The sequence below is a fragment of the Streptomyces sp. NPDC006134 genome (assembly GCF_040628835.1).
Classification (GTDB): domain Bacteria; phylum Actinomycetota; class Actinomycetes; order Streptomycetales; family Streptomycetaceae; genus Streptomyces.
In genome coordinates this window covers 65,137-85,813 of the sequence record NZ_JBEXTV010000036.1, presented here as the reverse complement: position 1 = coordinate 85,813, position 20,677 = coordinate 65,137, and the positions used below count along the sequence as shown (strand labels likewise).

At 74.6% G+C, this 20,677-nt stretch carries 20 protein-coding genes and 2 pseudogenes; 6 read left to right on the top strand and 16 right to left on the bottom strand.

Annotated elements, in window-relative coordinates; genetic code table 11:
• Positions 1 to 181: 181 nt before the first annotated feature.
• From ABZ340_RS23240 to ABZ340_RS23185, 12 genes are all read right to left on the bottom strand, one after another.
• On the bottom strand, positions 182 to 1,552 hold the full coding sequence (locus ABZ340_RS23240; RefSeq protein WP_358783721.1) for a sialidase family protein: 1,371 nt from the start codon (positions 1,550 to 1,552) through the stop codon (positions 182 to 184).
• A 189-nt stretch (positions 1,553 to 1,741) separates the two neighbouring features.
• Entirely contained in the window at positions 1,742 to 2,287 is a 546-nt protein-coding gene (locus tag ABZ340_RS23235; protein ID WP_358783720.1) for an MOSC domain-containing protein, read from the bottom strand.
• Positions 2,288 to 2,294: 7 nt separating this feature from the next.
• Complete coding sequence (locus ABZ340_RS23230) at positions 2,295 to 2,528, bottom strand: acyl carrier protein (protein ID WP_358783719.1); 234 nt, start codon at positions 2,526 to 2,528, stop codon at positions 2,295 to 2,297.
• Entirely contained in the window at positions 2,525 to 3,556 is a 1,032-nt protein-coding gene (locus ABZ340_RS23225; RefSeq protein WP_358783718.1) for a nitronate monooxygenase, read from the bottom strand. The genes ABZ340_RS23230 and ABZ340_RS23225 overlap by 4 nt, the downstream gene beginning before the upstream one ends.
• Positions 3,553 to 4,536, bottom strand: a complete 984-nt coding sequence (locus ABZ340_RS23220; RefSeq protein WP_358783717.1) for a hypothetical protein — start codon at positions 4,534 to 4,536, stop codon at positions 3,553 to 3,555. The genes ABZ340_RS23225 and ABZ340_RS23220 overlap by 4 nt, the downstream gene beginning before the upstream one ends.
• A complete protein-coding gene (locus ABZ340_RS23215) occupies positions 4,529 to 5,446 on the bottom strand; it encodes a diiron oxygenase (RefSeq protein ID WP_358783716.1) in 918 nt (305 codons plus the stop codon). The genes ABZ340_RS23220 and ABZ340_RS23215 overlap by 8 nt, the downstream gene beginning before the upstream one ends.
• A gap of 5 nt (positions 5,447 to 5,451) precedes the next feature.
• Entirely contained in the window at positions 5,452 to 6,408 is a 957-nt protein-coding gene (locus ABZ340_RS23210) for an inositol monophosphatase family protein (RefSeq protein ID WP_358783715.1), read from the bottom strand.
• On the bottom strand, positions 6,405 to 7,715 hold the full coding sequence (locus ABZ340_RS23205; RefSeq protein WP_358783714.1) for an aspartate aminotransferase family protein: 1,311 nt from the start codon (positions 7,713 to 7,715) through the stop codon (positions 6,405 to 6,407). Before ABZ340_RS23205 ends, ABZ340_RS23210 begins: the two co-directional genes overlap by 4 nt.
• Before the next feature lie 134 nt (positions 7,716 to 7,849).
• Positions 7,850 to 8,377, bottom strand: coding sequence for a hypothetical protein (locus ABZ340_RS23200; protein WP_358783713.1), 528 nt, complete (start codon positions 8,375 to 8,377; stop codon positions 7,850 to 7,852).
• Between the two features lie 362 nt (positions 8,378 to 8,739).
• Positions 8,740 to 9,735, bottom strand: coding sequence for a phosphotransferase (locus ABZ340_RS23195; RefSeq protein ID WP_358783712.1), 996 nt, complete (start codon positions 9,733 to 9,735; stop codon positions 8,740 to 8,742).
• Between the two features lie 31 nt (positions 9,736 to 9,766).
• Positions 9,767 to 10,717 carry an ROK family protein gene (locus tag ABZ340_RS23190; RefSeq protein ID WP_358783711.1) on the bottom strand — a complete coding sequence of 317 codons (951 nt, stop codon included), beginning with the start codon at positions 10,715 to 10,717 and terminating at the stop codon, positions 9,767 to 9,769.
• Positions 10,714 to 11,871 carry an alcohol dehydrogenase catalytic domain-containing protein gene (locus ABZ340_RS23185; RefSeq protein ID WP_358783710.1) on the bottom strand — a complete coding sequence of 386 codons (1,158 nt, stop codon included), beginning with the start codon at positions 11,869 to 11,871 and terminating at the stop codon, positions 10,714 to 10,716. The genes ABZ340_RS23190 and ABZ340_RS23185 overlap by 4 nt, the downstream gene beginning before the upstream one ends.
• Positions 11,872 to 12,241: 370 nt before the next feature.
• Here ABZ340_RS23185 and ABZ340_RS23180 point away from each other — a divergent pair.
• Positions 12,242 to 12,475 (top strand): annotated as a pseudogene (locus tag ABZ340_RS23180) (substrate-binding domain-containing protein); the annotation flags it as partial.
• Here ABZ340_RS23180 and ABZ340_RS23175 read toward each other — a convergent pair.
• Positions 12,462 to 13,280, bottom strand: coding sequence for a methyltransferase domain-containing protein (locus ABZ340_RS23175; RefSeq protein ID WP_358783709.1), 819 nt, complete (start codon positions 13,278 to 13,280; stop codon positions 12,462 to 12,464). The pseudogene ABZ340_RS23180 and the gene ABZ340_RS23175 sit on opposite strands and share 14 nt — an antisense overlap.
• 28 nt (positions 13,281 to 13,308) lie before the next feature.
• Here ABZ340_RS23175 and ABZ340_RS23170 point away from each other — a divergent pair, with 28 nt between their 5' ends.
• A complete protein-coding gene (locus tag ABZ340_RS23170) occupies positions 13,309 to 13,764 on the top strand; it encodes a MerR family transcriptional regulator (RefSeq protein ID WP_358783708.1) in 456 nt (151 codons plus the stop codon).
• 43 nt (positions 13,765 to 13,807) lie between these two features.
• Positions 13,808 to 14,218 (top strand): MarR family transcriptional regulator, encoded by a 411-nt coding sequence (locus ABZ340_RS23165; protein ID WP_358783707.1) that lies wholly within the window; start codon positions 13,808 to 13,810, stop codon positions 14,216 to 14,218.
• A 147-nt stretch (positions 14,219 to 14,365) separates the two neighbouring features.
• On the opposite strand, the gene ABZ340_RS23160 is transcribed toward ABZ340_RS23165, so the two are convergent.
• Complete coding sequence (locus ABZ340_RS23160) at positions 14,366 to 15,838, bottom strand: cytosine permease (protein ID WP_358783706.1); 1,473 nt, start codon at positions 15,836 to 15,838, stop codon at positions 14,366 to 14,368.
• Between the two features lie 68 nt (positions 15,839 to 15,906).
• On the opposite strand from ABZ340_RS23160, the gene ABZ340_RS23155 reads away from it, so the two are divergent.
• Both ABZ340_RS23155 and ABZ340_RS23150 read left to right on the top strand, forming a co-directional pair.
• On the top strand, positions 15,907 to 16,548 hold the full coding sequence (locus ABZ340_RS23155; protein ID WP_358783705.1) for a TetR family transcriptional regulator C-terminal domain-containing protein: 642 nt from the start codon (positions 15,907 to 15,909) through the stop codon (positions 16,546 to 16,548).
• A 20-nt stretch (positions 16,549 to 16,568) separates the two neighbouring features.
• Positions 16,569 to 18,194, top strand: a complete 1,626-nt coding sequence (locus ABZ340_RS23150) for an amidohydrolase (RefSeq protein WP_358783704.1) — start codon at positions 16,569 to 16,571, stop codon at positions 18,192 to 18,194.
• Positions 18,195 to 18,239: 45 nt separating this feature from the next.
• On the opposite strand, the gene ABZ340_RS23145 is transcribed toward ABZ340_RS23150, so the two are convergent.
• Entirely contained in the window at positions 18,240 to 18,641 is a 402-nt protein-coding gene (locus ABZ340_RS23145) for an SseB family protein (RefSeq protein WP_358783703.1), read from the bottom strand.
• Between the two features lie 286 nt (positions 18,642 to 18,927).
• Positions 18,928 to 19,809, bottom strand: a pseudogene (locus ABZ340_RS23140) (allantoin permease); the annotation flags it as partial.
• Between the two features lie 379 nt (positions 19,810 to 20,188).
• On the opposite strand from ABZ340_RS23140, the gene ABZ340_RS23135 reads away from it, so the two are divergent.
• A complete protein-coding gene (locus ABZ340_RS23135; RefSeq protein WP_358783702.1) occupies positions 20,189 to 20,518 on the top strand; it encodes a DUF2795 domain-containing protein in 330 nt (109 codons plus the stop codon).
• The last annotated feature ends 159 nt before the right edge of the window (positions 20,519 to 20,677 follow it).

Below are 20,677 nucleotides of genomic sequence, written 5' to 3'. Positions count from 1 at the left end.
GCGGTGCGCGCTCCCGCCCCCCCCCCGGGGGCTTGGGCCGCGGGGCGGGGGGCCCCCCCCGGGGGCGGCCGCCACACGGCAGGCGCCGGTCAGGGCGTCGTGAGGACGCGGGGCCGGGCCGCATGCGGTGGCTCTCCCGTCCCCGGGGCCGGCCGTCCACGGGCACGGCCGGAGCACGGGATCAGCCGGTGACCGCGTCCGGGTCGTCGAGCTCGTGCAGGCCCGCCGGGTCCTCGTCGGTCAGTACCTCCCCCGCCGCGGTGACCAGGCGCTGGGCGTGGCCCCGGTGGACGCACAGGAGCTGCTCGCGGGTGCCGTTGCGGTCGCGGTACACGGCCAGGGCGGGGCCGTATTTGCTGCTGTGGCCCGGGATTTCGGCGTCCGCGCTCCAGCGGGTGCCGTCGTAGGAGGACCACCGCAGCCGCTGGCGGGCGGGGTCGCGGTGGACGCAGATCAGCCTGCCGTCGAAGACGGCCAGGCCGATGTTGCTCCGGGTGCGGTGCCCGGGCAGCGCGCCCTCGGAGGTCCAGGTGCCGCCGCGCAGCCGGCTCCAGTGGATCGCCCCGTCCTCGGGGTTGCCGTGGAGCAGGTGCAGGGCGCCGTCGTGGACGGCGAGCGCCGGGGACCTCGTGGTGGCACAGCCGGGGACGGGTTCGGGGGTGGTCCAGGTGCGACCGTCCCGGCTGGTGGTGACCATGATCCGCCGGTCGGCCTCGGCGTAGGCGAGGTGGAGGGCGCCCTGGAAGACGGCCAGCGCCGGACCGTAGACGCTCTCGGCGTACGGGACCGGCCGGTCCGGGCTCCAGGTGTCTCCGTCGTACGAGGTCAGCGCCATGCCCCAGGTGCCCGAGCCGCCGCGGTGCGCGCAGTACAGCCGGTCCTCGTGCACGGCCAGGGCGGGGCTGCCCAGGGTGTGGTGGGAGGGGAAGGGCAGGTCCTCGGACCGGCCGCCGTCCGCGCGGTGCGCGGTCCACCACAGGCCGGGGTCGTCTCCCCGGCCCTGGTAGACGCAGTAGAGGTCGCCGCGGAAGACGGCCAGGGCGGGGGTCTCGGAGGCGTAGCAGGACGTGAACTGCCGCTCGGTTCCCCAGCCCGCCTCCGGTGTGAACACGCCGTACCACAGGCCGGTCTCGCGCGGTGGGGCGTCGAGGGCCAAGGGGGCGAGGAGCGTGGGCGCGGCCCACGGAGAGGTCAGTTCGCATCCGGCGCCCCGGGCGGTCGACCGGATCCGTCCGGCGCGTTCGGCCAGCCGCGCGCCGACGGCTTCGGCGAGGTCCTCGGGCAGGGCCCCGGCGAGCACGTCCCGGACCAGGCCCGGGAAACCGCTCAAGGGGCCGGTGCCGTCCGGGGGCACGAGCCGGTCGACGGCCCCTTGGTCGAGGCGGAGGGTGAAGCCCCACTCCAGCAGCCGGACGGAGACGGCCGCTCCCGCCTCGGCGAGTGCCTTGGCCGCCCCTTGTGCGCGTTCCACGGCCCCGGGTGACGGGGTGTCCGCGCCGGGGACCGGTGCCGTGCCGTTCTGCCGCCCGGAGGCGGTGTCTTCGATCGCCATGTCGTCTTCCTGCCTGCGGGGTCGCAGGCCGGGCGGCCCGCCCTCCGCGTGATGCGCGTGGGCGAGCCGTCCCGGCCCCTGGACACGGATGGTTGCGGGCCCGTTCCCGGCGTGCTGCACGCCGGTGCGCGGGTCTTCCGGTGCTGCGGGGAAGGTGCCGGTGAAAACGTGGCCGCCGGCCGCGCGCCGTCAGCGGGCGCGGGCCTGCGGCGCGGGTGGCCGCGCGTCGTGCGGCGGTGGGTGGATCCGGTCGCCGATCCCGATCGTCCCGCCGCGGACCACTTCGGCCCGCAGGCCGCCGCGGTGCAGCAGGCCGCGGACCAGGCCGGGGCGGACGAGCCGTTCGAGGCGGGCGCAGGGTTCGCTGAGCCGGAGACCCCGCAGGATCACCGTCCCGACCCGGAACTCGTGGTCCACCAGCGGGTTGAGCCGGATGCCGTGGCAGACCAGGTTGCGGCGGCACTCGGCGGGGGTGAGGGTGATGCCGTGTTCGCGGGCGAGGGCGTCGAGGGCCTCGGCCTCGATGAGGGTGATGTCGCAGACTCCGGAGGCCCGTCCGGCCCCCCGGCGGCGGGGCCGGGGGCCTTCGCCCGCCCAGTAGTTGCGGTCCCCCACCAGCCCGCGGCCGGTCACCGCGCGGGCCTGTGCGACGGGGAAGGTCGGCTCGCCGGGGCGCGCGGCGAGGTGCAGGGAGGCGACCAGGCCGGGGCCGGGTGGTGGCGGGTCCTGTGCCACGGGCGGTTCACCCCTTCAGGAAGTGTTCCGTCAGGGAACGGAGGGTACGGAACTGGTCCACGTCGATCTGGTCCAGGCGCAGCTCCCGGCCGATCAGGTCCTCCAGCAGCAGGACGAACTCCATGAAGCCGAGCGAGTCGATCAGCCTGCTCTCGATCAGGTCGAGGTCGTCCGGGATGTGCTCAACGGTGGGATTGCGTTCGAGCAGCCAGTCCACGATCGGCTTGGTGACGTCGGTCATGTCGTTTCTCCTGGAACCGGTGGGACGCGGGGCGGGATCGTGTGCGAGCCGTCGTGGAGGGCGCGGGCCTCCTCGTACTCCCGGCGGATCCGGGCGACGGTGGCGGCGGCCGGGTGCGCGGCGGTGACGCGGGTGCAGGACCGGCCGCAGTACATGGCCATCTCCTCGACGCGCCCGGTGGTGGCGGCGCCCGGGGCCGCCGCGCTGTAGCGCGGTACCGGGTACGGCCGGCCGTCCACCCGGGTGGTGGCGATGAAGGCGGCCGGGGCGCGCTCCGTGGCGGCGGTGAGGGAGTTGCGCAGGACGCGGTGCGGGCGGCGCGGCCAGCCGATCTCGAAGAGGGAGGTGACGACGGTGTCCTCGGCCACCGCCTCGACCACGCGCCGCTTGAACTCCGGGTGCGCGGCGGATTCCGCGGCCGGTACGAACAGGGTTCCGGCCAGGGCGCCGTCCGCGCCGCGGGCCACCGCGTCGGCGAGGTCCCGGCCCGTGGCGATCCCGCCGGCGACGGCGAGGACGGCGTGCGGGTGGCGGGCCCGGACGGCGGCCAGCAGGGAGTCCCCGGGCCGCCCGCCGAGCAGGTGGCCGCCGGCCTCGACGCCCTGGAGGACCAGGACGGCCGCTCCCCGCGCGAGGGCGGTGCCGGCGTCGGCGGGGGTCCCGACCTGGACCACCAGCGGATGCCCGGCGGCGCGCACGGCACGGGCCGCGTCGTCGGCGGGGAGCCCGAAGACGGTGACGAAGCCGTTGCGGGGCAGCTCGGGCAGGGCGGCCCGGAGCTGCTCCAGGCAGCGGGCCGCTCCGGTGACCTCGGGAACGACGTTCACCCCGAAGGGGCGGCCCCCGGTGGCGGCGGCCACCTCCCGGACCAGCCGGGCGGCCCGCGCGGGCGGTTCCTTGTACAGGGCGAGGGTGCCGCCCGCTCCGGCCCGGGACACCTGGGCGCACAGGGCGGGGCCGGCGACGGCGCCCATGCCGGCTTGGAGCAAGGGCAGTTCGAGCCCGAGCAGGGCGGCCAGCCGGGTCACGAACGCGCTCCCGCCCGCCGTACCGCGCGGTGCGCGGCGGTCAGGTCCCCCTCGAACAGGTCGCTCAGGGCGTGCACCCACCGCTCCAGGCCGAAGGCGACGCAGCCGGTGAAGGCCGGGCGGCCCGCGTGGCCGATCGCGCGGCGCTCGCCGAAGAAGTTGCGGTGGTTGTTGGTGGAGGCGATCGCGGTGCCGTCGGTGTGCAGGTACTCCTCCTTGACGGGGGCGAGCAGCTGCATGAGCGTGCGGGCGCCGTCCTTCTGGAAGAAGGGGTCGGTGGCCGGCCGCCGGTCGAGGGCGAGGCCGAGGGATGCGCCGAAGGCGAGGATCCGCTCCCGGTGCCGGTCGAGGTGAGCGCGTACGGTCTCGGCCGAGCCGACGCAGACCAGCTCCCGCATGGTGAATCCCCAGAGCCTGCGCAGTCCGTCGTGGTGGTCCTCGTTGCGGAAGCACTGCGCGACGGTGCTGATCAGGACGGGGGTGTCGGTGCTGCTGCCGGTGAGGTGCACGAAGCAGCCGTAGCAGGCCGCGGAGGGCAGGAGGTGGGTGGCGTCGGCGAGGCTGGAGGCGGGCAGCGCGGCGGCCCCGGTCGGTCCGGTGGTCCCGGGAGGTCCGTCGGCCTCGGGCGGACCGGTGGGCCCGGGCGGTTCGGTCGCGTCGGGCGGGCCGGCGGGCCGGGGCGGACCGGTGACGTCGTACGGGGCCGTGGCGAGGCCGGCCAGCCGGTCGGGGCGGATGCGGGTGACCGGGCTGCCCAGGTGCGGGAAGTTGTGGAAGTAGTCGAGGGTCCGCAGGTCGTCGACCCGCAGCAGCGGGGGGTAGCTCTGCTGCCGGGCCCCGGCCTCGGCGCCCCAGCGGGTGAACACCGCGTCCAGCGCGGCCTTCAGCACGACGGCCGGCTCGTCGAGGGTGACCAGGCCGTCCCGCACCGTCCAGCCGGCCCCGGTGGCCCTGCGGGGCATGCGGTCGGTGTCAGGCATCGAACACCCCGATCCGGCGGAGGAAACCGGTCGTCTTGTGGAGGACCCTGGCGTGGGCGGCCTGCCGCGCGGGATGGGCGAGCAGCCGGTTGCGCAGGGCGAACCCGTCGGGGAGGCCGGCGTCGCGGTAGACGGCGGGGTTGTAGAAGGCCCCGATGCTGACGGCGAGGTAGCGGTCGAGGTAGGCGCGCAGGCCGTGCCGGGCCTCGTCGTCGAGGCCGTTGCGCAGGAGGCGCTCCCACAGGAGCTGCACCAGGCGGCAGCCGAAGGCGATGTGCCGGGACTCGTCCTGGTGGTGCAGCCGGTTGAGGTGCCGGATGGTCGGGTGCAGCCGGTCGTCGGCGGCCAGGTGGACGTTGTAGTGGTCGACGATCTGCTCGAAGACCAGGATCCGGGCGAAGACGAGGAAGTTCTCGATGTCCGGGTCGCGCGGGGCCTCGGGCAGCCTGACCGACCTGTCGGGGTAGATCTTGTCCGCGTATTTGAGGCAGAAGGTGGCGAAGAACCACATGTGGTCGTTCTCCTCACCGATGAAGTGGTGGAAGAACTCGGAGGGCAGCTCGAAACCGGGCGTGTGGACGCGCCGGGTGACCTCGATGAGCAGCTCGCGGATGCCGTGCACGTTGAGGCTGTAGAAGTTGACGCTCTCCCACCTGCTCAGGGCCCGGAGCCGGTCGGGGCCCAGTTCGTCCATGAGCTCCGTGCCGTGGACGGAGAGCAGTTCGGGGGACATCCACAACCCGTCGGCGGGGATCTCCGGCGGCCAGTCGAAGGTGGTGAACGGGTTGTAGTAGTCCGCGGTGGCCTTGTCGGAGAGCCGGTCGAGCAGGGCCCTGAACTCGGCGTCGTCGGTGACGCCGGCCGTGGCGGTGCCGGCCGCCGCGACGGGCGGGGCGTTTCGGGGGCGCATGGGCGTCATTCCTTCCATCGGACGTCCGCCAGCAGGGCCCGGTGGAGTTCGGGCGTGGACGCGGCCACGCAGGACCTCTGGTTGGCGATGCTCAGGTCGGTCAGGACGGTGTCGCCGAGCGGCTGTCCGTAGGCGTCGGTGATGACCGCTCCGGCCCGCTCGGCGAGGAAGACGGCCGCCGCGATGTCGTACGGGAACAGGTGCAGGACCCGGCCGTTGCCGACGCGCTCGAACTCGGGCAGCAGCGACGGGTCGTCACGCAGCAGCCGGTTGCCGATGTCCACGTAGGCGTCGAGCTGGCCGGTGAGCAGCCGGGAGATCGACCAGGTGGCGCTGTTGAAGACGAAGACCCCGCCGGTGTTGGCGGAGCGGTCGACGAGGTGGCCGTACGCCTCGGTCATCAGCCGGGCCGGGTGGCCGTTGAACTCCAGCGACCAGAACATCCGCGCGGGGTCGGTGGTGCGGGTCAGCGCGGGGACGGGGTGGCCGTAGCCGTGCGCGGTGATCCCGGGCGTCGTGAGGTCCCCGTACAGGTAGGCGCCGGTGCCCAGTTCCATCAGCAGCGCGTGCTCGACGTCGGCGATGCGCGGGCGCTCCGTCATGCGGGCGACCGCGACCGAGACGGTGGCCGACTCCAGGCCGGCGACGGCGGGCCGGGTGCCGTCGATGGGGTCGACGACCAGCAGGTGGGCCGGGTCCGCGCCGTGGTACTGCAGTCCGCGGTCCTCGGAGTAGACGGCGACCGGCAGGTCGTGGCCGGCGATGTACTTCCAGACGGCCGCCTCGGCGACCTCGTCGAGGCCGAACTGGGCGTCCCCGCCCGGGGACAGGCCCCGCACCAGCCGGCTGCCGTGCCGGTGCCGGGCGGCCAGGACGGCCTCGCGGACCGCGCCGGCGAGGCCGGTCACGTACGCGCGCATGGCCTCGGCGGACGGCGGGCCGCCGTGCGCGGGGGCGGTCACGCGGCGGCCTCCTCGGCGAAGAGCGCGTCGAGCCGGTCGCAGAGCAGGTCGGCCTCCTCGTGGGTGAGGATCAGCGGCGGCCGGATTTTGATCACGTTGCCCCGGCCGTAGCGGGAGGTGCGCAGGATCAGGCCGTGGTCCATGCCGCGCCGGGCCAGGGCCTGGGCCCGTTCGCTGTGCGGGCGCCCCCGGTCGTCGCCGATCTCCACCCCGATCATCAGGCCGAGGCCGCGTACGTCCACGACGGCCCGGTGCCGTGCGGCCAGTGCGCCCAGCCGCTCCATGATGTGGGCGCCGACCTCGCGGACGTTCTCCAGGAAGCCGGGACGGCCGATCACGTCCAGGGTGGCGACCGCCGCGGCGGCGGCGAGGACGTTGCCGCCGTAGGTGAAGGAGTGGTGGTCGCTGCTGAGCCCGGACATCCGCTCGTCGGTGACGATGGCCGCGACCTGCGCACCGGAGCCGCCGAGGCCCTTGGCGGTGGTCAGGATGTCGGGCCGGACCCCGTAGTGCTCGGCGGCGAACATCCGGCCGATCCGGCCGATGCCGGTCTGGATCTCGTCGAAGACGAGGGCGATGCCCCGCTCGTCGCACAGGGCGCGCAGGGCGGGCAGGTATCCGTCGGGCGGCACGATGTTGCCGCCGCTGCCGGAGACCGGTTCGACGACGATGCAGGCGACGCTGCCGGAACTGGCGTGGTCGATGAAGTCGTTGATGCGTTCGACGCACAGCATGCCGCAGCTGTCGGGGCCCGCCTGGCCGTAGAAGCAGCGCAGGCAGTAGGGGTCGGGCACCTGGAGGACGCCCGGCATCAGGTGCGGGAAGGGCGCCTTGCGGAACGACTCGCCCGACATGGTGGTCGTCAGCATGGTCTGGCCGTGGTGGCTGCGGAACAGGGTGATGACGTCGCGACGGCCGGTGGCGAGCTGCGCCATCTTGACCGCGCCCTCGTTGGCGGTGGAGCCGCCCGACACCTTGAGGTGCACCTTGGTCAGGTTCGGCGGGGTGACGTCGACCAGCCGCCGGACCAGCTCGTTGACGGGGGCCGTCTGGAAGGTCGAGGTGGTGTGCACCAGCCGCTCGGCCTGGTCCTGCATGGCCTTGACCACTTCGGGGTGCCCGTATCCGAGGCTCAGGTTGAAGGTGCCGGACGCGCAGTCGAGGTATTCGTTGCCGTCGGTGTCGTACAGGTGGACGCCTTCACCGTGGTCCATCTCGTACGCGGTGACCGGGTAGTACAGATGGTTCTGTACGTAGCTCAGGGCTTCGCCGCGGACCTCTCGCCGAGTACGTATCGGGTCTGCCATGTATCTCCTGTCGACTTCCGTCCCGCGGACCTGAAGGACGGCGGATGGTGAATTTCCGCATGGCGGAACAGGGGGTTCCCCGCTTCCCTCCGGAAAATACGGACCGCTTCCCTTCGGGGAAAGCAGGCCGGAATTCACACGTCCAGAACGAAGGTGAAAGAGGCGTCCCAGCCCTCGGGGGTCTCCCGCACGTCCATCAGGCATTCCGGCCGGAAATACTTGTCGAGGTGGTTCCGGCGTTCACCCGGGAAATACAGCATCGTGGTCAGTACGGACCCGCCGGGCGGCTGCACCTTCACGTGCACGTGCCGCGTCCGCCCCGGGTACAGGGCCGGCAGGACGGTCTCCAGCCGCCACCGCCCGTCGGCGTCCGCGAACTGGTGGCCGCGCAGCCGGAAACCGTCCTCGTCGTAGACCCCCTCGGCCCCCACCTGCCAGAAGTCGAGCAGGGTGCCGCCGATCGGCTTGCCTTCGAGGGTGCGTACCGTACCGTGCAGCAGCATCGGGACACCCCCTTCCACATCGTCCCGGAAACTGGTCCGCAAAGGGGTGTCGGGCTTGTAGTACGGCCCCTCACGCAAGGCCGGCGTGGGCGGAGTCCCGTTGCAGCGAACCGTCGGAGTGATCGTCTTCAGGACCTCTTCCGGACTTCCGTTCGGCACGGTGGAATTCTCCCTCGCTAATGGATCATCTTTCGTTTCGACCCGGGCAGACTAACCCGCTTGTCCGGCACGGGGAAGAAGGCTGTACGTCGCTTCTCCGCCATTTGCCCGGCACCTGTGGCCGGGGCTGATGATTCCTTTGTGCAGAATTCGCTTCCTGTGAAAAAGGGAGAGGTGAGGGTCCGGGGACCCCGCACGTCTGCGGGTGGGGGTGTGCCGCCGGGTCCGGAGCGACCGGCCCGTGTCCCGTCGCCGCGGCCGTGGTGAAGAGCGACGGGACGTCCGTGTCCGTCCCGCTGCTCCTGGACGGCTTGTCGCTGGAGGAACCGGGGTCACCGCGGGCGCCGCCCGGCCGGCAGGGGTCAGTACCGGCCGGCGGCGGCCCGGTGCAGCGCGGTGCGCGCGCGGGCGAAGTAGGCCGGGTCGGGCGGTGCGGTGAGGATGTCCGCGAGCGCGAAGAGGTCCAGCGTCCGGCTGATCCGCAGCCAGTCCCCGGGCAGCCGGCCGCTCCCGGCCCGGAAGCCCTCGACGAAGCCCGTGGCGAAGGCGGGAGGGTACTCGTGGGCGAAGCGCAGCATGTTCCCGACGTCGAAGAGCGGGGAGCCGCTGAAGGCGAGCTCCCAGTCGAGCACGGCGGCCACCTCCCACTGCCCGGCGCGCCGCTCGACCAGGAGGTTCTTCGGGTTGAAGTCGCAGTGCACCAGGCTGCGTTCACCCGCTACGGCGGCGAGCGCCCGGGTCCCTCGACGGGCCAGTGCCCGGAGTACGGCCGCGTCCGTGCCGTTCAGCGTCCCGTCCGCGGCGGCCAGACAGCGGTCGACGAAACCGGGCAGGTCGCCCAGCGGGGGCGTGCCGTCCGGAGCCGGAACGAGGGAGGGGCCGGCGAAGGCGCCCGGGCGGGGCAGCCTGACCCGGCCGATCCGCGCCAGCACCGCGCCGACGGCCCGGCCCAGCTCCCGGGCCTCGCCGCTCGCCGGGCCGTCGGCCAGGACCTCGCCGAGCGGGACCCCGTCCATGAACCGGTAGAGCAGGGCGGGGCGGCCGGTGGCCCTGCCGTGAGGATCGGCCGCGACCACCGAGGCCACCGGAACGGCGTGGGCCGCCGCCCGGCCGAGGACGGCGGCCTCCACGGCGCAGGTGTTACGGGGGACCCGGCCGCAGTGAGGCCGGTAGCGGCGCAGGACGTAGCGTTCCGTGCCCGGCGCGCCGGCCGGCCGGACGGTGAGCAGGACCATGTCGTTGGTGAACCCGCCGGGCAGCGGGTCCGCCTCGTACAGGCGGGCCCCGGGCAGGGCGTGCCGGATCAGCCAGGCGTGCGTGGCCGGATCGAGGAGGCCCACCGGGGCGGGGCGCGTCACACCGGCCAGCCTGCCCGGCCCGGGGCCCGCCTCATGCATCCGTTCCCTCCGACGGACCAGCGCCCGAACGTGTTTGCCGTTGCGCGGCGGTGGCCGCGCCGGCCGCCAGGACCAGCCCGCCGGCCGGTCCGGCGAGCCGGCCGAGCCGGGCCGGGACCACGAAGTCCTCGGCCGTGTGCTCGGGCAGCCCGGGATAGCCGGCCAGCGCCGCGGACAGTTCGGTGCGGAGCAGCGGGAACAGGCCGGGGAGCTCCGCGACGCCGCCGCCGATCACGATGCGCTGGGGCGCGGTCGTGTAGACGATGTTGCGCAGCCCCACGGCCAGGTAGGCCGCCTCCAGCCGCAGCGCCTCGCGCAGGGCGTCCCCGGTCAGTTCTTCGGCCGGGACGCCCCAGCGGGCGCCCATGGCCTCGCCGCCGGCCAGCCCTTCCCAGCAGTCGCCGTGGAAGGGGCAGGAGCCGGGGAAGGCGTCACCGGCGATCCGGGGCACGGCGAGGTGGCCCATCTCGGTGTGGATCAGGCCGCTGACCACCTTGCCGCCGATCACCGCGCCGCCGCCGATGCCGGTGCCGACGGTCAGGTAGACGTAGGTGTCCAGGCCGCGGGCCGCGCCCCAGCGGCCTTCGCCGAGGGCCGCGCCGTTGACGTCCGTGTCGATGGCCACCGGGACGCCGAGCGCGGCGGCGACGGGCCCGGCGACGTCCACCCCGGACCAGCCGGGCTTGGGAGTGGCCGCGAGATGGCCGAACTTCGGGTGCCCCGGCCGTAGTTCGAGAGGTCCGAAGGAGGCGATGCCGACCGCGTCCAACGGCCCGGCCGCCGCGACCCGTTCCCGGAAGAAGTCGACGGCCCGGGCCAGGGTGGGGGCCGGTTCGCCGGTCGGGAAGCGGACCTCGGCTTCGATCCGGTCGGGGGCCGAGCCGACCAGGCAGACGAACTTGGTCCCGCCGGACTCGATCGCCCCGAACCGCGGCGCGCTCACGCGACCACCGGCCAGCCGTCGGCTCCGGCCGGGCCGGAGTGCGAGCGGATGACCACCTTGAGCGCGTCGTAGCGGGGAGGCGGTCCGGGCACCCGGCCGCCGGCCGGGCCACCCGCGCCGGGCCCGCCGGTCTCGTCGCCCCCGGCGAGTCCGCCGAGCGCCGCGAAGGCGTCCTCGTACCGTTCGAGCGGGAACTCGTGCGTCACCAGCCGCTCCAGGAACGGCACACCGCCGGTCCCGGCCCGCGCACCGGCGAGTTCGGCGGCCAGGTCCACGGCGACCGGGAAGGTGTCGGCCCGGTAGTCACCGGCACCGATCAGCCGGATGCCCCGGTTGGTGAGCCGGAGCGGGCGCAGCGGCACGGTGTAGGTGTCGTCGAAGCCCATCACCAGGACCCGGCCGCCGTCGTCGACCAGCCGCAGCGCCGCGTCGAGGCCGACCCCGGTGGTGTCGAAGACGAGGGAGGGGCGCTCGCCGTCCGACGCCTTCAGCACCGCTTCGGCCGGGTCCGTACCGCCCACGTCCACCACGTGTGCGAACTGTCCGCGGGCCCGCTCCAGCCGGTAGCCGTCCGGTTCGGCGACGGTGACCCGGCGCGCCCGGCGGGCGGCGACCATCGCGGTCAGCATCCCGATCGGCCCCGCGCCGAGCACCACGACGGTGTCGTCGAAGGAGACGTCCGCGGCCTCGACGTTGTTCAGGACGCAGGCGAGCGGTTCGATCAGGACCGCGCCGCGGAAGGAGAGCCCGGCGGGAACCCGGACGACGAAACGTTCCGGCAGGGTCACGCTCTCCGCGTACGTGCCGTCCCGGTCGACGCCGACCTCGGTCCCGGCCTTGTGCCGGCAGAAGTTGGTCGCCCCCCGGCGGCAGGGGACGCACCAGCCGCAGTACAGCGTGGGATTGACCACCACCCGGTCCCCGGCCGCGACCGAACGCACCTGCGGCCCCGTCTCCCGCACCACACCCACCGACTCGTGCCCGAGCACCACACCCGGCCGGGCGGGGAACCGCCCGAGCAGGATCTTGCGGTCCGTACCGCAGATCCCCGTACCGACGACCTCGACCACGACGTCGTCACCGTTCACGAGCTGTGCGGCGGGCCGGTCCTGCAGTGCGGCGGCGCCGGGACCCAGATAGACGAGAGCGCGCACAAAACCTCCCCATCGGCGTTGAGAAGGCGAAGCTAGCCCAGTCGGACACGTCTGGATACGACGCCTCTGAGCCACTTTGCGGCCACGGGGGCCCGGGCCTCTGCGCGCTGTCTCCGGTCCGGCCGCGGGGGTGACTGGTCAGAGCGTCGTGCGCGACTCGTCCCGTTCCGGGGGTCCGCTCGCGGCCAGGCACCACGTGAGTCCGGAAACGGGCCGTGGCGACGGCCTGGACGCTCTCCCGGCCCAGGAAGCGGGCCAGGGCCGGTCCACAGGCTCCGGCGCGCTCCACACCGGCTCGATGCAGGGCGCCGAACGGCGGCCAGGGCCGGTTGTCCCACGGGCCGGACCCGGACCCCGGGCGGTCCCGACGGCACAGGGCGTGCTGACGGCGTTGGGGCGGGCGGGGCGCCGGGTGCCGCAGGACGTGGCGGTCGGCGGCTTCGACGACTCCCCCGCCGCCGTCGCCGCCGGCCCGGAACCGGCCACCGTCCGGCAGCCCTGGGACCGCATCAGCGCCGAGACGGTCCGGGTACTGCTCGCCCGGATCGGCGGAGAGGAACCGGCGGCGGTGATCCTGCCGACGGAACTGGTCAGGCGAGGGACGACGCAACGGATGCGGAACCTGCCGCCAGGGGCTCGGGAGCCCGGGTCAGGGGCGCGGTCCCCGCCGTCACGAACATCGGTACGGCCACGAGGAGCCGGTCGGCCGCGGCCCGGGCGTGCTGTTCGGCCAGCCAGCCGTCGGCGCGCTCCCGGCCGGCCGCGCCCGCGGCCGCCGCCGCCCGCGCGAGGGAGGCGAGCATCGGCAGCGCCCCGGGCCCGGTGAGGACCAGCGTGCGGACGTCGACGGTCACGTCCCGGAACCCGGCGTCCAGGAGCAGCGCCCGCTGGGCGCGGGCGGCGCGGGGCGCGGTCACGGTGCCGGCGCGGGCGTGCACCAGCGCGCGGGTGAGGGCGGGGTCGTCGGAGTCGATGACGAGGGTGTCCCAGTCCTGGCCGACGAGCACGGCGCGCCCGCCGGGGACGAGCACCCGGCGGGCCTCCGCAAGGGCCCGCGCGGGATCGGCGAGTTCGTGGAACACCTTGTCGGCGCGGTAGCCGCCCGCCGCACGGTCCGGCAGCGGCAGCCGGCAGGCGTCCCCCACGCGGAAGCGGGCGTGCGGCCACCGCGACCGGGCGAGGGCGACCATCCGCTCGTCGCGGTCGACGCCGACGGCCGCGACGCCCCGTTCCGTCAGCTCGGCGACGGCCCGTCCGGCGCCGCAGCCGACGTCCACGACGGAGGCGGCGTCGCCCAGCAAGTCGTAGGAGAGGGTACGCAGTTCGCGTGCGCCCGGCAGACGGTCGGCCGCGTCGAGCCGGGCCGTCAGGCCCTCTTCGGACGCTTCGTTCCCAGATCCCTTGGTCATGGGCACGAGCCTGCGACTTAATGTCGGCATGAAGTCAACCAGTCAATCGACCGGGCACACGGCGTCCCTCGGCATCGGCGCGTTCGCGGCCCGCTTCGGGCTGGCTCCGCACGTCCTGCGGCACTGGGAGTCGGCCGGACTGCTGTCCCCGGCGCGCGACGCCGCGGGGCGGCGGCGCTACGGCGACACCGACGCGGAGCGGGTGACGGTCGTCCTGCGCGGGAAGGCGGCCGGGCTGTCGCTGGACGCCCTGCGCGCCCTGCTGGCGGCCGACGGCGTTCGGGCGCGCCGGGCGGTGCTGCGCGGGGAGGCCGAGGCCCTGCGGGACCGGATCGCCGCCGCCCGGACCGCGCTTGCACTGGTCGAGTGCGCCCTGGACTGCGGGCACGAGGACCTCGCCGCCTGCCCGCACGTCCGCGGCGCGGTCGCGGCCGGCCCGCGGGACACGGCCGTCCACGCGCCCGGTCCCTTGTGCGTGCACTAGTTGCACGTACAAGGGATGGTCGCGGCGGTGTTACCGTGCACGTATGGCAGCCAAGACGGCCGGTACGGGGCTCGCGGAACGGTGGCGGGAGATCCTGTCGGTGCACGCGCGCACGATGTGCGAGATCGACCGTGCGCTGCACCCGCACGGTCTGGGCGCGAGCGACTTCGAGGTGCTCGACATCCTCGCGTCCGCCACGCCCCGGGAGGGCGACCAGTGCCGGGTGCAGAACCTGGTCGGACAGGTCCACCTCAGCCAGAGCGCGCTGTCCCGGCTGATCGCCCGCCTGGAGAAGGAGGGCCTGGTGGAGCGGTCCGTCTGCGCGGAGGACCGGCGCGGCGTGTGGGTCGCCCTGACCCGCAGGGGCCGTGAGCTGCACGCCGAGGTGCTGCCGCTGCAACGGGCCGTGCTGGAGCACATGCTGGGCGGCCGGGACGCGTCCGGGGAAGCCTGACCGGTCTGCGGGACGGCGGTCTGACCGGCCCGGCAGGACGGCGGTCTGACCGGCCTGCGGGACGGCGGTCTGACCGGCCTGCGGGACGGCGGTCTGACCGGTCCCGGTACGAGACGGCCTGACCGGTCCGGTGGGAGACGGCCCGTCCTACGGCTTGGAGGGGTGGCCGGCGCGGCGGGCGGGGGTGTCCGTGCGCTGGAGGAGCGCGTAGAGACAGGCGGCGACGGCCATGCCGACCGGGAGGGAGAGGTCGATGCCGCCCAGGGCCCCGGCGACCGGACCGGTGTAGAGAGTGTTGACGCACAGGGCCGCCGCGGTCACGCCGCCGGTGAGGGCCAGGGCGCCCGCCGGGCTGACGCCCGCCGTGTACCAGAAGGGGCTGGCGGGGGTCTCGTCCATCAGGGCGGGGCCGTCGTAGCGGTTGCGGCGCAGCACGATGTCGGTGGCGTACACGGCCGTGGCGGGGCCGAGGAGGACCACCGTGAGCTGGAGGACGTTGTTGACGGTGTCGAGGAAGTCGGAGACGAGGAGCCCGTAGAGGGTGAGGGAGACGGCGGCGACGCCGTCGGCGACGACGCTGAGGGAGCGGCGGATGCGGATGCCGACGGCCTGGAGGGCGAGTCCGGCGCTGTAGGCGGTCAGGGCGTTGATGGCGATGGTGCCGAGGACCAGGGCGAGCAGGAAGACCGGGTGGAACCAGCCGGGCAGGATCGGCTGGAGCCCGGCCTGGGGGTCGGTCATGTCGACGGTGGTCGCGGCGAGGGCGCCGAGGGAGCAGACGGCGACGCTGGGCAGGAAACCGCCCAGGGCGGTCCAGCCGACGATCGCCTTCGCCGACGTGGTGCGCGGCAGGTAACGGGAGAAGTCGGCGCTGGTGGTGTAGGACAGCGGGCCGGCGCCGACGAGGGTGACACCGGCGAGGAGCACCGCCCACAGGCCGGTGCCGGTGAGCGGCTCGGCCGGTGTGTACGCGAAGTCGGCGTGGGTGAGCACGCCGAACGCGACGACGGCGAAGGCGGCGGCGAGGACCAGGGTGATCGGCAGGTACAGCTTCATGATCATGCCGTGGCCGTAGACGCCGATGGCCAGGGTGAGGGCGGCGACGGCCACCACCACGACGGTCTTGACTCCGGTGTCCGCCGTGATCCCGGCCATCTCGACGAGGGAGAAGGCGGCGGTCGCGGCGGCGGCCAGGTTGAGGGCGAAGTAGCTGACGGAGATCATCCAGCCGACGACCGCGTTGTTGACGCGGTTGCCGCGTACTCCGTACAGCGCGCGTGTGATCACTTCGCTCGGGGCGCCCGCGGCCGGGCCGGAGACCGAGAGCACTCCGGTGAGCAGCCAGAACAGGTTGCCCACCACGATGACCGCGAGGGCCTGCCAGAGGGTCAGGCCCATCAGGACCAGGGCGCCGCCTATGACGAGGCTGAGGTAGTTGACGTTGGCCGCCGCCCAGACGGAGAAGAGCTGCCGCGGGTGGCCGTGGCGTTCCCGGTCGGGGATGTGGTCGATGCCGTGGGCCTCGACCCGGACCGCCCGGTCCGCCCGGTCCGGTGCGGGCCGTGCCTCCCGGTGGATGTCGTCCGTGCCGGGACATGGGTCGGGGATCGTGGACTCCATGGGGCCCCCTTCGGGTGCTGGTACCCATCTGTTTGCTTGTTGGTCGCACACTCAATAACATCGATTTCATGTCGTCAAGCGTTCCGAACAAGCGAATCCGCAAGTCACCAGCCGCCAGACGTGCGGAAATCGTTGCGACCGCCGCTGTCGTGGCTCTGGCTGAAGGACTGGAGTGCATCACGCTGCGGCGGATCGCCGACGAGCTCGGCGTCCGGCCCGGACTGATCAGCCACTACTTCCCGGCGGTGGAGGACCTGGTGGCCGAGGCGTTCGGCGACGCCGCCGCGGCCGAACTCGACGAACTCCTCCCGGCCGACCGGGGCGAGGCCACGCCGACCCGGCATCTGGCCCGGTTCCTCGCCCTGACGTCGGGCGACGCGTACGACGACATCAGCCGGCTGTGGCTCAACGCCCGGCACCTCAGCCGTTACCGGCCCGCCCTGCGCGAGCGGGTCGCCGTGCAGGAGGCGTCCTGGCGCGAGCGGCTCGAAGGACTCATCCGCGACGGTGTCGGGTGCGGAGAGTTCCGCACCGAGGACCCGACGCTGGCGGCCATCCGGATCCTGGTCGTCCTCGACGGCCTCGGCATGCTCGTCAACAGCGCCGACACCGCGGACGACCCGCCCGAGGTCCGGCGCATGCCCCTCACCACCGCGGAGCGCGAACTCGGGCTGCCCCCGGGCGCCCTGTCCGCCGCCGCCCCGAAGTGACCCGATCCCAAGGAGCCCGTGTGCGCACCTCCCTCATCCTCCTCTCGGCCCGTCTGCTCGACCCGGCCACCGGCGCGTTCCTGCCGCAGACCGCGCTGGCCGCGGCCGGCGGGCGGATCACCGCCCTCGGTGACGACCGGGAGGTCCGCGCGCTCGCGGACGCCTCCACCACGGTGATCGACCTGGGCGGAGCGGTGGTGACGCCCGGTCTGGTGGACGGGCACATCCACCCCGTCACCGGCGCCGACCTGACCCACGGCCTGGACCTGTCGGGCTGCACCGATCTGGACCAGGTGCGCGAGGCGCTGGCCCGCGCGGTGCGGGACCTCGCCCCCGGCGCGTGGCTGACGGGCTGGGGCCTGGACCCCAACGTCTTCGGCGGCGGTCCGGTCGCAACCGCCCCCTTCGACGCCGTACTCGACGGCGTACCGGCCCTGCTGCTGCTGTTCGACGCGCACTCGATGCTGGCCAGCCGGCGTGCGCTGGAGATCGCCGGGGTGGACGGGCCGCGGACCTTCGACCAGGCCACCGCCGAGGTGGTGTGCGACGCCGACGGCCGGCCCACGGGGCTGCTCCTGGAGGACGCCGCCTGCGAGCTCGTGGAGCGCGTCGCCCCGCAGCCCACCCGGAAGGAACGCCTCGACCGGCTCGCCGACGTCCTGTCCGCCATGGCCGCCACGGGCCTGACCGGCGGTCATGTCATGGACGCGAACGGCGACAGCCTCGCCTTCTACGCCGAACTCGACGCGGCCGGGCGGCTGCCGCTGCGGCTGCGGGTCGCGCCCTGGTGCCAGCCCGGCACCGGCGACGACGGTGTGCGCGCGCTCATCGAGCAGCAGGGCACGGGCGGCGCGCTGTGGCGGACCGCCGGTGTCAAGATCTTCATGGACGGCACCATCGACAACGGCACCGCCTGGCTGGAACGCCCGGACTGCCACGGCGAGTCCACGCACGCCTTCTGGCCCGACCCCGAGGAGTACACGCGCGTCGTGGGCCGGCTCCACCGGGCGGGCGTGCCCACGGCCACCCACGCGATCGGCGACGCGGCCGTACGCCATGTCCTCGACGCCGTGGAGAAGGCGCAGGCCGACGGTCCGAACGGGGTACGGCACCGGGTCGAACACATCGAGACCGTCCCCGACGACACCCTGCGCCGGTTCGCCGATCTCGGTGTGGTCGCCTCCATGCAGCCCACCCACTGCTGCGACTTCACCCGCGCCGACCACACCGACAACTGGTCCCGGCGCCTGGGCGAGGAGCGCGCCTCGCGCGCCTGGCGCTGCCGTGACCTGCACGACTCCGGGGCCGTCGTGGTCCTCGGCTCCGACTGGCCCATCGCCCCCTACCCGCCGCTGGGCGTCATGGCGGGCGCCCGCCACCGCCGGCCGACCCGCGACCTGACCCGGGCCCCGCACGGGCCCGAGCAGGCGCTGACGGCCCTGGAGGCGCTGCGGGGCATGACCGTCAACGCCGCCTACGCGGCGGGCGAGGAGCACGAGGCGGGCCGGATCGCCGTGGGCCGGCGTGCCGACCTGACGGTCCTCGCCGACGACCCGCTCACCGTCCCGGCCACCGAACTGGCGGACCTTCCGGTGCTGCTCACCGTCCTGGACGGCCGTCCGACCCACCGCGACGCGGGGCTGTGAGACGCCGGCGGCCGCGCTCCCCCTCCCCTCCGGCTCCTCCGGGCTTTACGGGCGGGCCAGCAGGGTGCGCACCCCCTCGGAGGTGAGGGTGAGCCGGTGGTCCGAACTGGCGTCGATGGCCAGGGACAGGTCGTCGGCGGGCCAGTGGGCGGCCAGGGCGCCCAACGGCACCAGCCGGTAGCGGGAGACGGACGGCAGCAGCTCGGACATCTCCAGCTCGGAGGTGAACACGGGCACGACCTGCCCGCCGCCCGGCTGCTCCAGGACGGGGAGCGACACGATCGCCGGGTTGGTGGCGTCCTCGTCGGCGGCGTCGTCGGGGACGGGCACGAGCACGTCGCTGCTCGCGAGCGTCTCCAGCGCCGCCGTGTCCTGGGTGTTCTCGGCGAGCGCGTCCAGTGCGCGCTGGGCGGGCGTGGCGGTGTTGTCGTTCGCGGGTGTGTTCATGATGAGTCCCTGGTAGCGGCGGTCGTGCGGCCCGCCCGCGCGGTGGCGGCCGGGGCACGGTCGTGCGGCCCGTCCGGAGGCCGGTCGGTCCGGACGCGGTCCTGCCTCGCGTACCCGGTCGTCCCCGGCGCAATCCTGCGCGGCGGGCGGGCGCCGTGTCCCGGGGCGGGCGAAGGAGCCGGCCCCTGCGCGCCCCGCCGCACGGGCCGGAGGGCGGGCCGGGGGCTGCCGGGACCGGCGAGGCCCCGCCGCGTGCCGGTGCCGGCGAGGCGCCCGGTCGCGCCGCTCACGCGGCCGGTGCCCGCGCGCCGGCCGGGCTCGGCGCCTGCCGCTCCTGACGCCGGACGCGCCCGCGCCCCAGCGTCAGGGTGCCGAGGAAACCGAGGGCGAGGGCGGCCAGGACGCCGAGGTTGGCGTACGCCCAGGCGCCGGAGGTGCCGCCGAGGCCGAGCGGGCCGAGCAGGTACCCCTGCCAGGAGAGCCAGCGCGCGGCCTCGTTGGTGACCAGGCCCCAGCCCGCCGCGGTGGCGGCGAGCGTGAGCAGCAGCGGCAGGGGCGGTACGTCGCCGTAGCGGCCCTCGGGCCGGTACAGGTCGGGTTCGTCGTAGTCGCGGCGGCGCAGCGCCAGGTCGGCGAGCATGATCCCGCACCAGGCGGCGACCGGGACGCCCAGCGTGGTCGGGAAGCCCGTGAACGGGCCGAGGAAGTCGTCGGCGACGAAGACGAGGCAGACCGCGCCCGCGATCATCAGGACGCCGTCGGCGAGCGCGGCCAGGGGGCGGGGCACGCGCAGGCCCGCGCAGAGCAGTGCCAGGCCGGACGAGTAGATGTCGAGGACCGCGCCGCCGACCAGGCCCAGCACCGCCACCACGGCGAACGGGACCAGGAACCAGGTGGGCAGCAGCGTGGCGAGCGCACCGACGGGGTCGGCGGCGACGGCGTCGGCCAGACCGGCGGAGGAGCCCGCCAGGAGCAGCCCGAAGACCAGCAGGAGCAGCGGGGCCGAACTGGCGCCGAAGGCGGTCCAGCCGACCACGCCCCGCCCGGACGCCGTACGCGGCAGGTAGCGGGAGTAGTCCGCGGCGGCGTTGACCCAGCCCAGGCCGAAGCCGGTCGTCATGAACACCAGCGCGCCGACGAACTCCTGCGCGGAACCGGCGGGGAGGGCGTCCACGGCGCTCGGCGTCCGCGATCACCCCCAGACCGTGCGTCTCCCCCTTCGGCCGCCGAGCCGCCGGGCCCGTGCCGGGAGCGCCCGGTGCGGGGGCCGGGCAGCGCGCGGGGTCCGCCATGGCCGACCCGACTGTCCGGAAGGGTTCGGTGCCCGGAGGAGGCTATCCGGCACCGGGGGCAGGGGGCGCGTGAGCGGTGGGACGGCGGGCGCGGGAGGGCCGGAGGGTGAGTACGTGGCCGGGGCGGTTACCCGGTAGGGGCCACCGGGTGACGCCAGGGCCCGGACGCCGGGCACCCGGCGCCCGACGCAGCCGGCCCCCTGGGCGCGGCGGGGTGCCGTAAGCCCGTCGGGCCACGGACCGAAAGAAGTGCTCATGACTCGCAAGACCAGTGCCCGAGAGGTGACGGACGCCCTCAAGGACGTCGACTTCCCCGCGGGCAAGGACGAACTGATCGACGCGGCGCGCAAGGCGGGCGCCTCGCGGGACGCCGTCGCGGCGCTGCGCGGCATCCCGCCCGAGAGCTACGCCAACCGCGAGGAGGTGGCCCGGTCGGTGCGCGTGGACCCCGCGTCCGACCTCGGGACGTCCCCCGCACAGCGCGGCCGGCAGGCGCGCGCGGGCGGCAAGCCCGGGCAGTCGCAGCATCTGCGGGACGCACCGAAGCCTCCCGTGCAGGAGGAACTGGACCGCGAGCGGCCCTGACGCACCCCGTCCCGGAGTCTGACCCCGCCGACCGGGGAGGGGCGCCCTGCGGGGCGCCGGGAGACGGAGGGCGACGGGACCGGGCGCCGGGCGGGCCGGCGGCCTGACCGCGCGCCTGGTCCACCGGGCCCTTGACGAGCCGTGTGTTGCCGGTAACAG

Bases quoted from the DNA above. Each gene is read 5' to 3' on its own strand.
- ABZ340_RS23170 (WP_358783708.1), top strand. From the start codon at position 13,309: ATGAAGTCAACCAGTCAATCGACCGGGCACACGGCGTCCCTCGGCATC.
- ABZ340_RS23155 (WP_358783705.1), top strand. From the start codon at position 15,907: ATGTCGTCAAGCGTTCCGAACAAGCGAATCCGCAAGTCACCAGCCGCC.
- ABZ340_RS23135 (WP_358783702.1), top strand. From the start codon at position 20,189: ATGACTCGCAAGACCAGTGCCCGAGAGGTGACGGACGCCCTCAAGGAC.
- ABZ340_RS23165 (WP_358783707.1), top strand. From the start codon at position 13,808: ATGGCAGCCAAGACGGCCGGTACGGGGCTCGCGGAACGGTGGCGGGAG.
- ABZ340_RS23205 (WP_358783714.1), bottom strand. From the start codon at position 7,715: ATGGCAGACCCGATACGTACTCGGCGAGAGGTCCGCGGCGAAGCCCTG.
- ABZ340_RS23215 (WP_358783716.1), bottom strand. From the start codon at position 5,446: ATGCGCCCCCGAAACGCCCCGCCCGTCGCGGCGGCCGGCACCGCCACG.
- ABZ340_RS23240 (WP_358783721.1), bottom strand. From the start codon at position 1,552: ATGGCGATCGAAGACACCGCCTCCGGGCGGCAGAACGGCACGGCACCG.
- ABZ340_RS23220 (WP_358783717.1), bottom strand. From the start codon at position 4,536: ATGCCTGACACCGACCGCATGCCCCGCAGGGCCACCGGGGCCGGCTGG.
- ABZ340_RS23175 (WP_358783709.1), bottom strand. From the start codon at position 13,280: ATGACCAAGGGATCTGGGAACGAAGCGTCCGAAGAGGGCCTGACGGCC.
- ABZ340_RS23160 (WP_358783706.1), bottom strand. From the start codon at position 15,838: ATGGAGTCCACGATCCCCGACCCATGTCCCGGCACGGACGACATCCAC.
- ABZ340_RS23230 (WP_358783719.1), bottom strand. From the start codon at position 2,528: ATGACCGACGTCACCAAGCCGATCGTGGACTGGCTGCTCGAACGCAAT.
- ABZ340_RS23145 (WP_358783703.1), bottom strand. From the start codon at position 18,641: ATGAACACACCCGCGAACGACAACACCGCCACGCCCGCCCAGCGCGCA.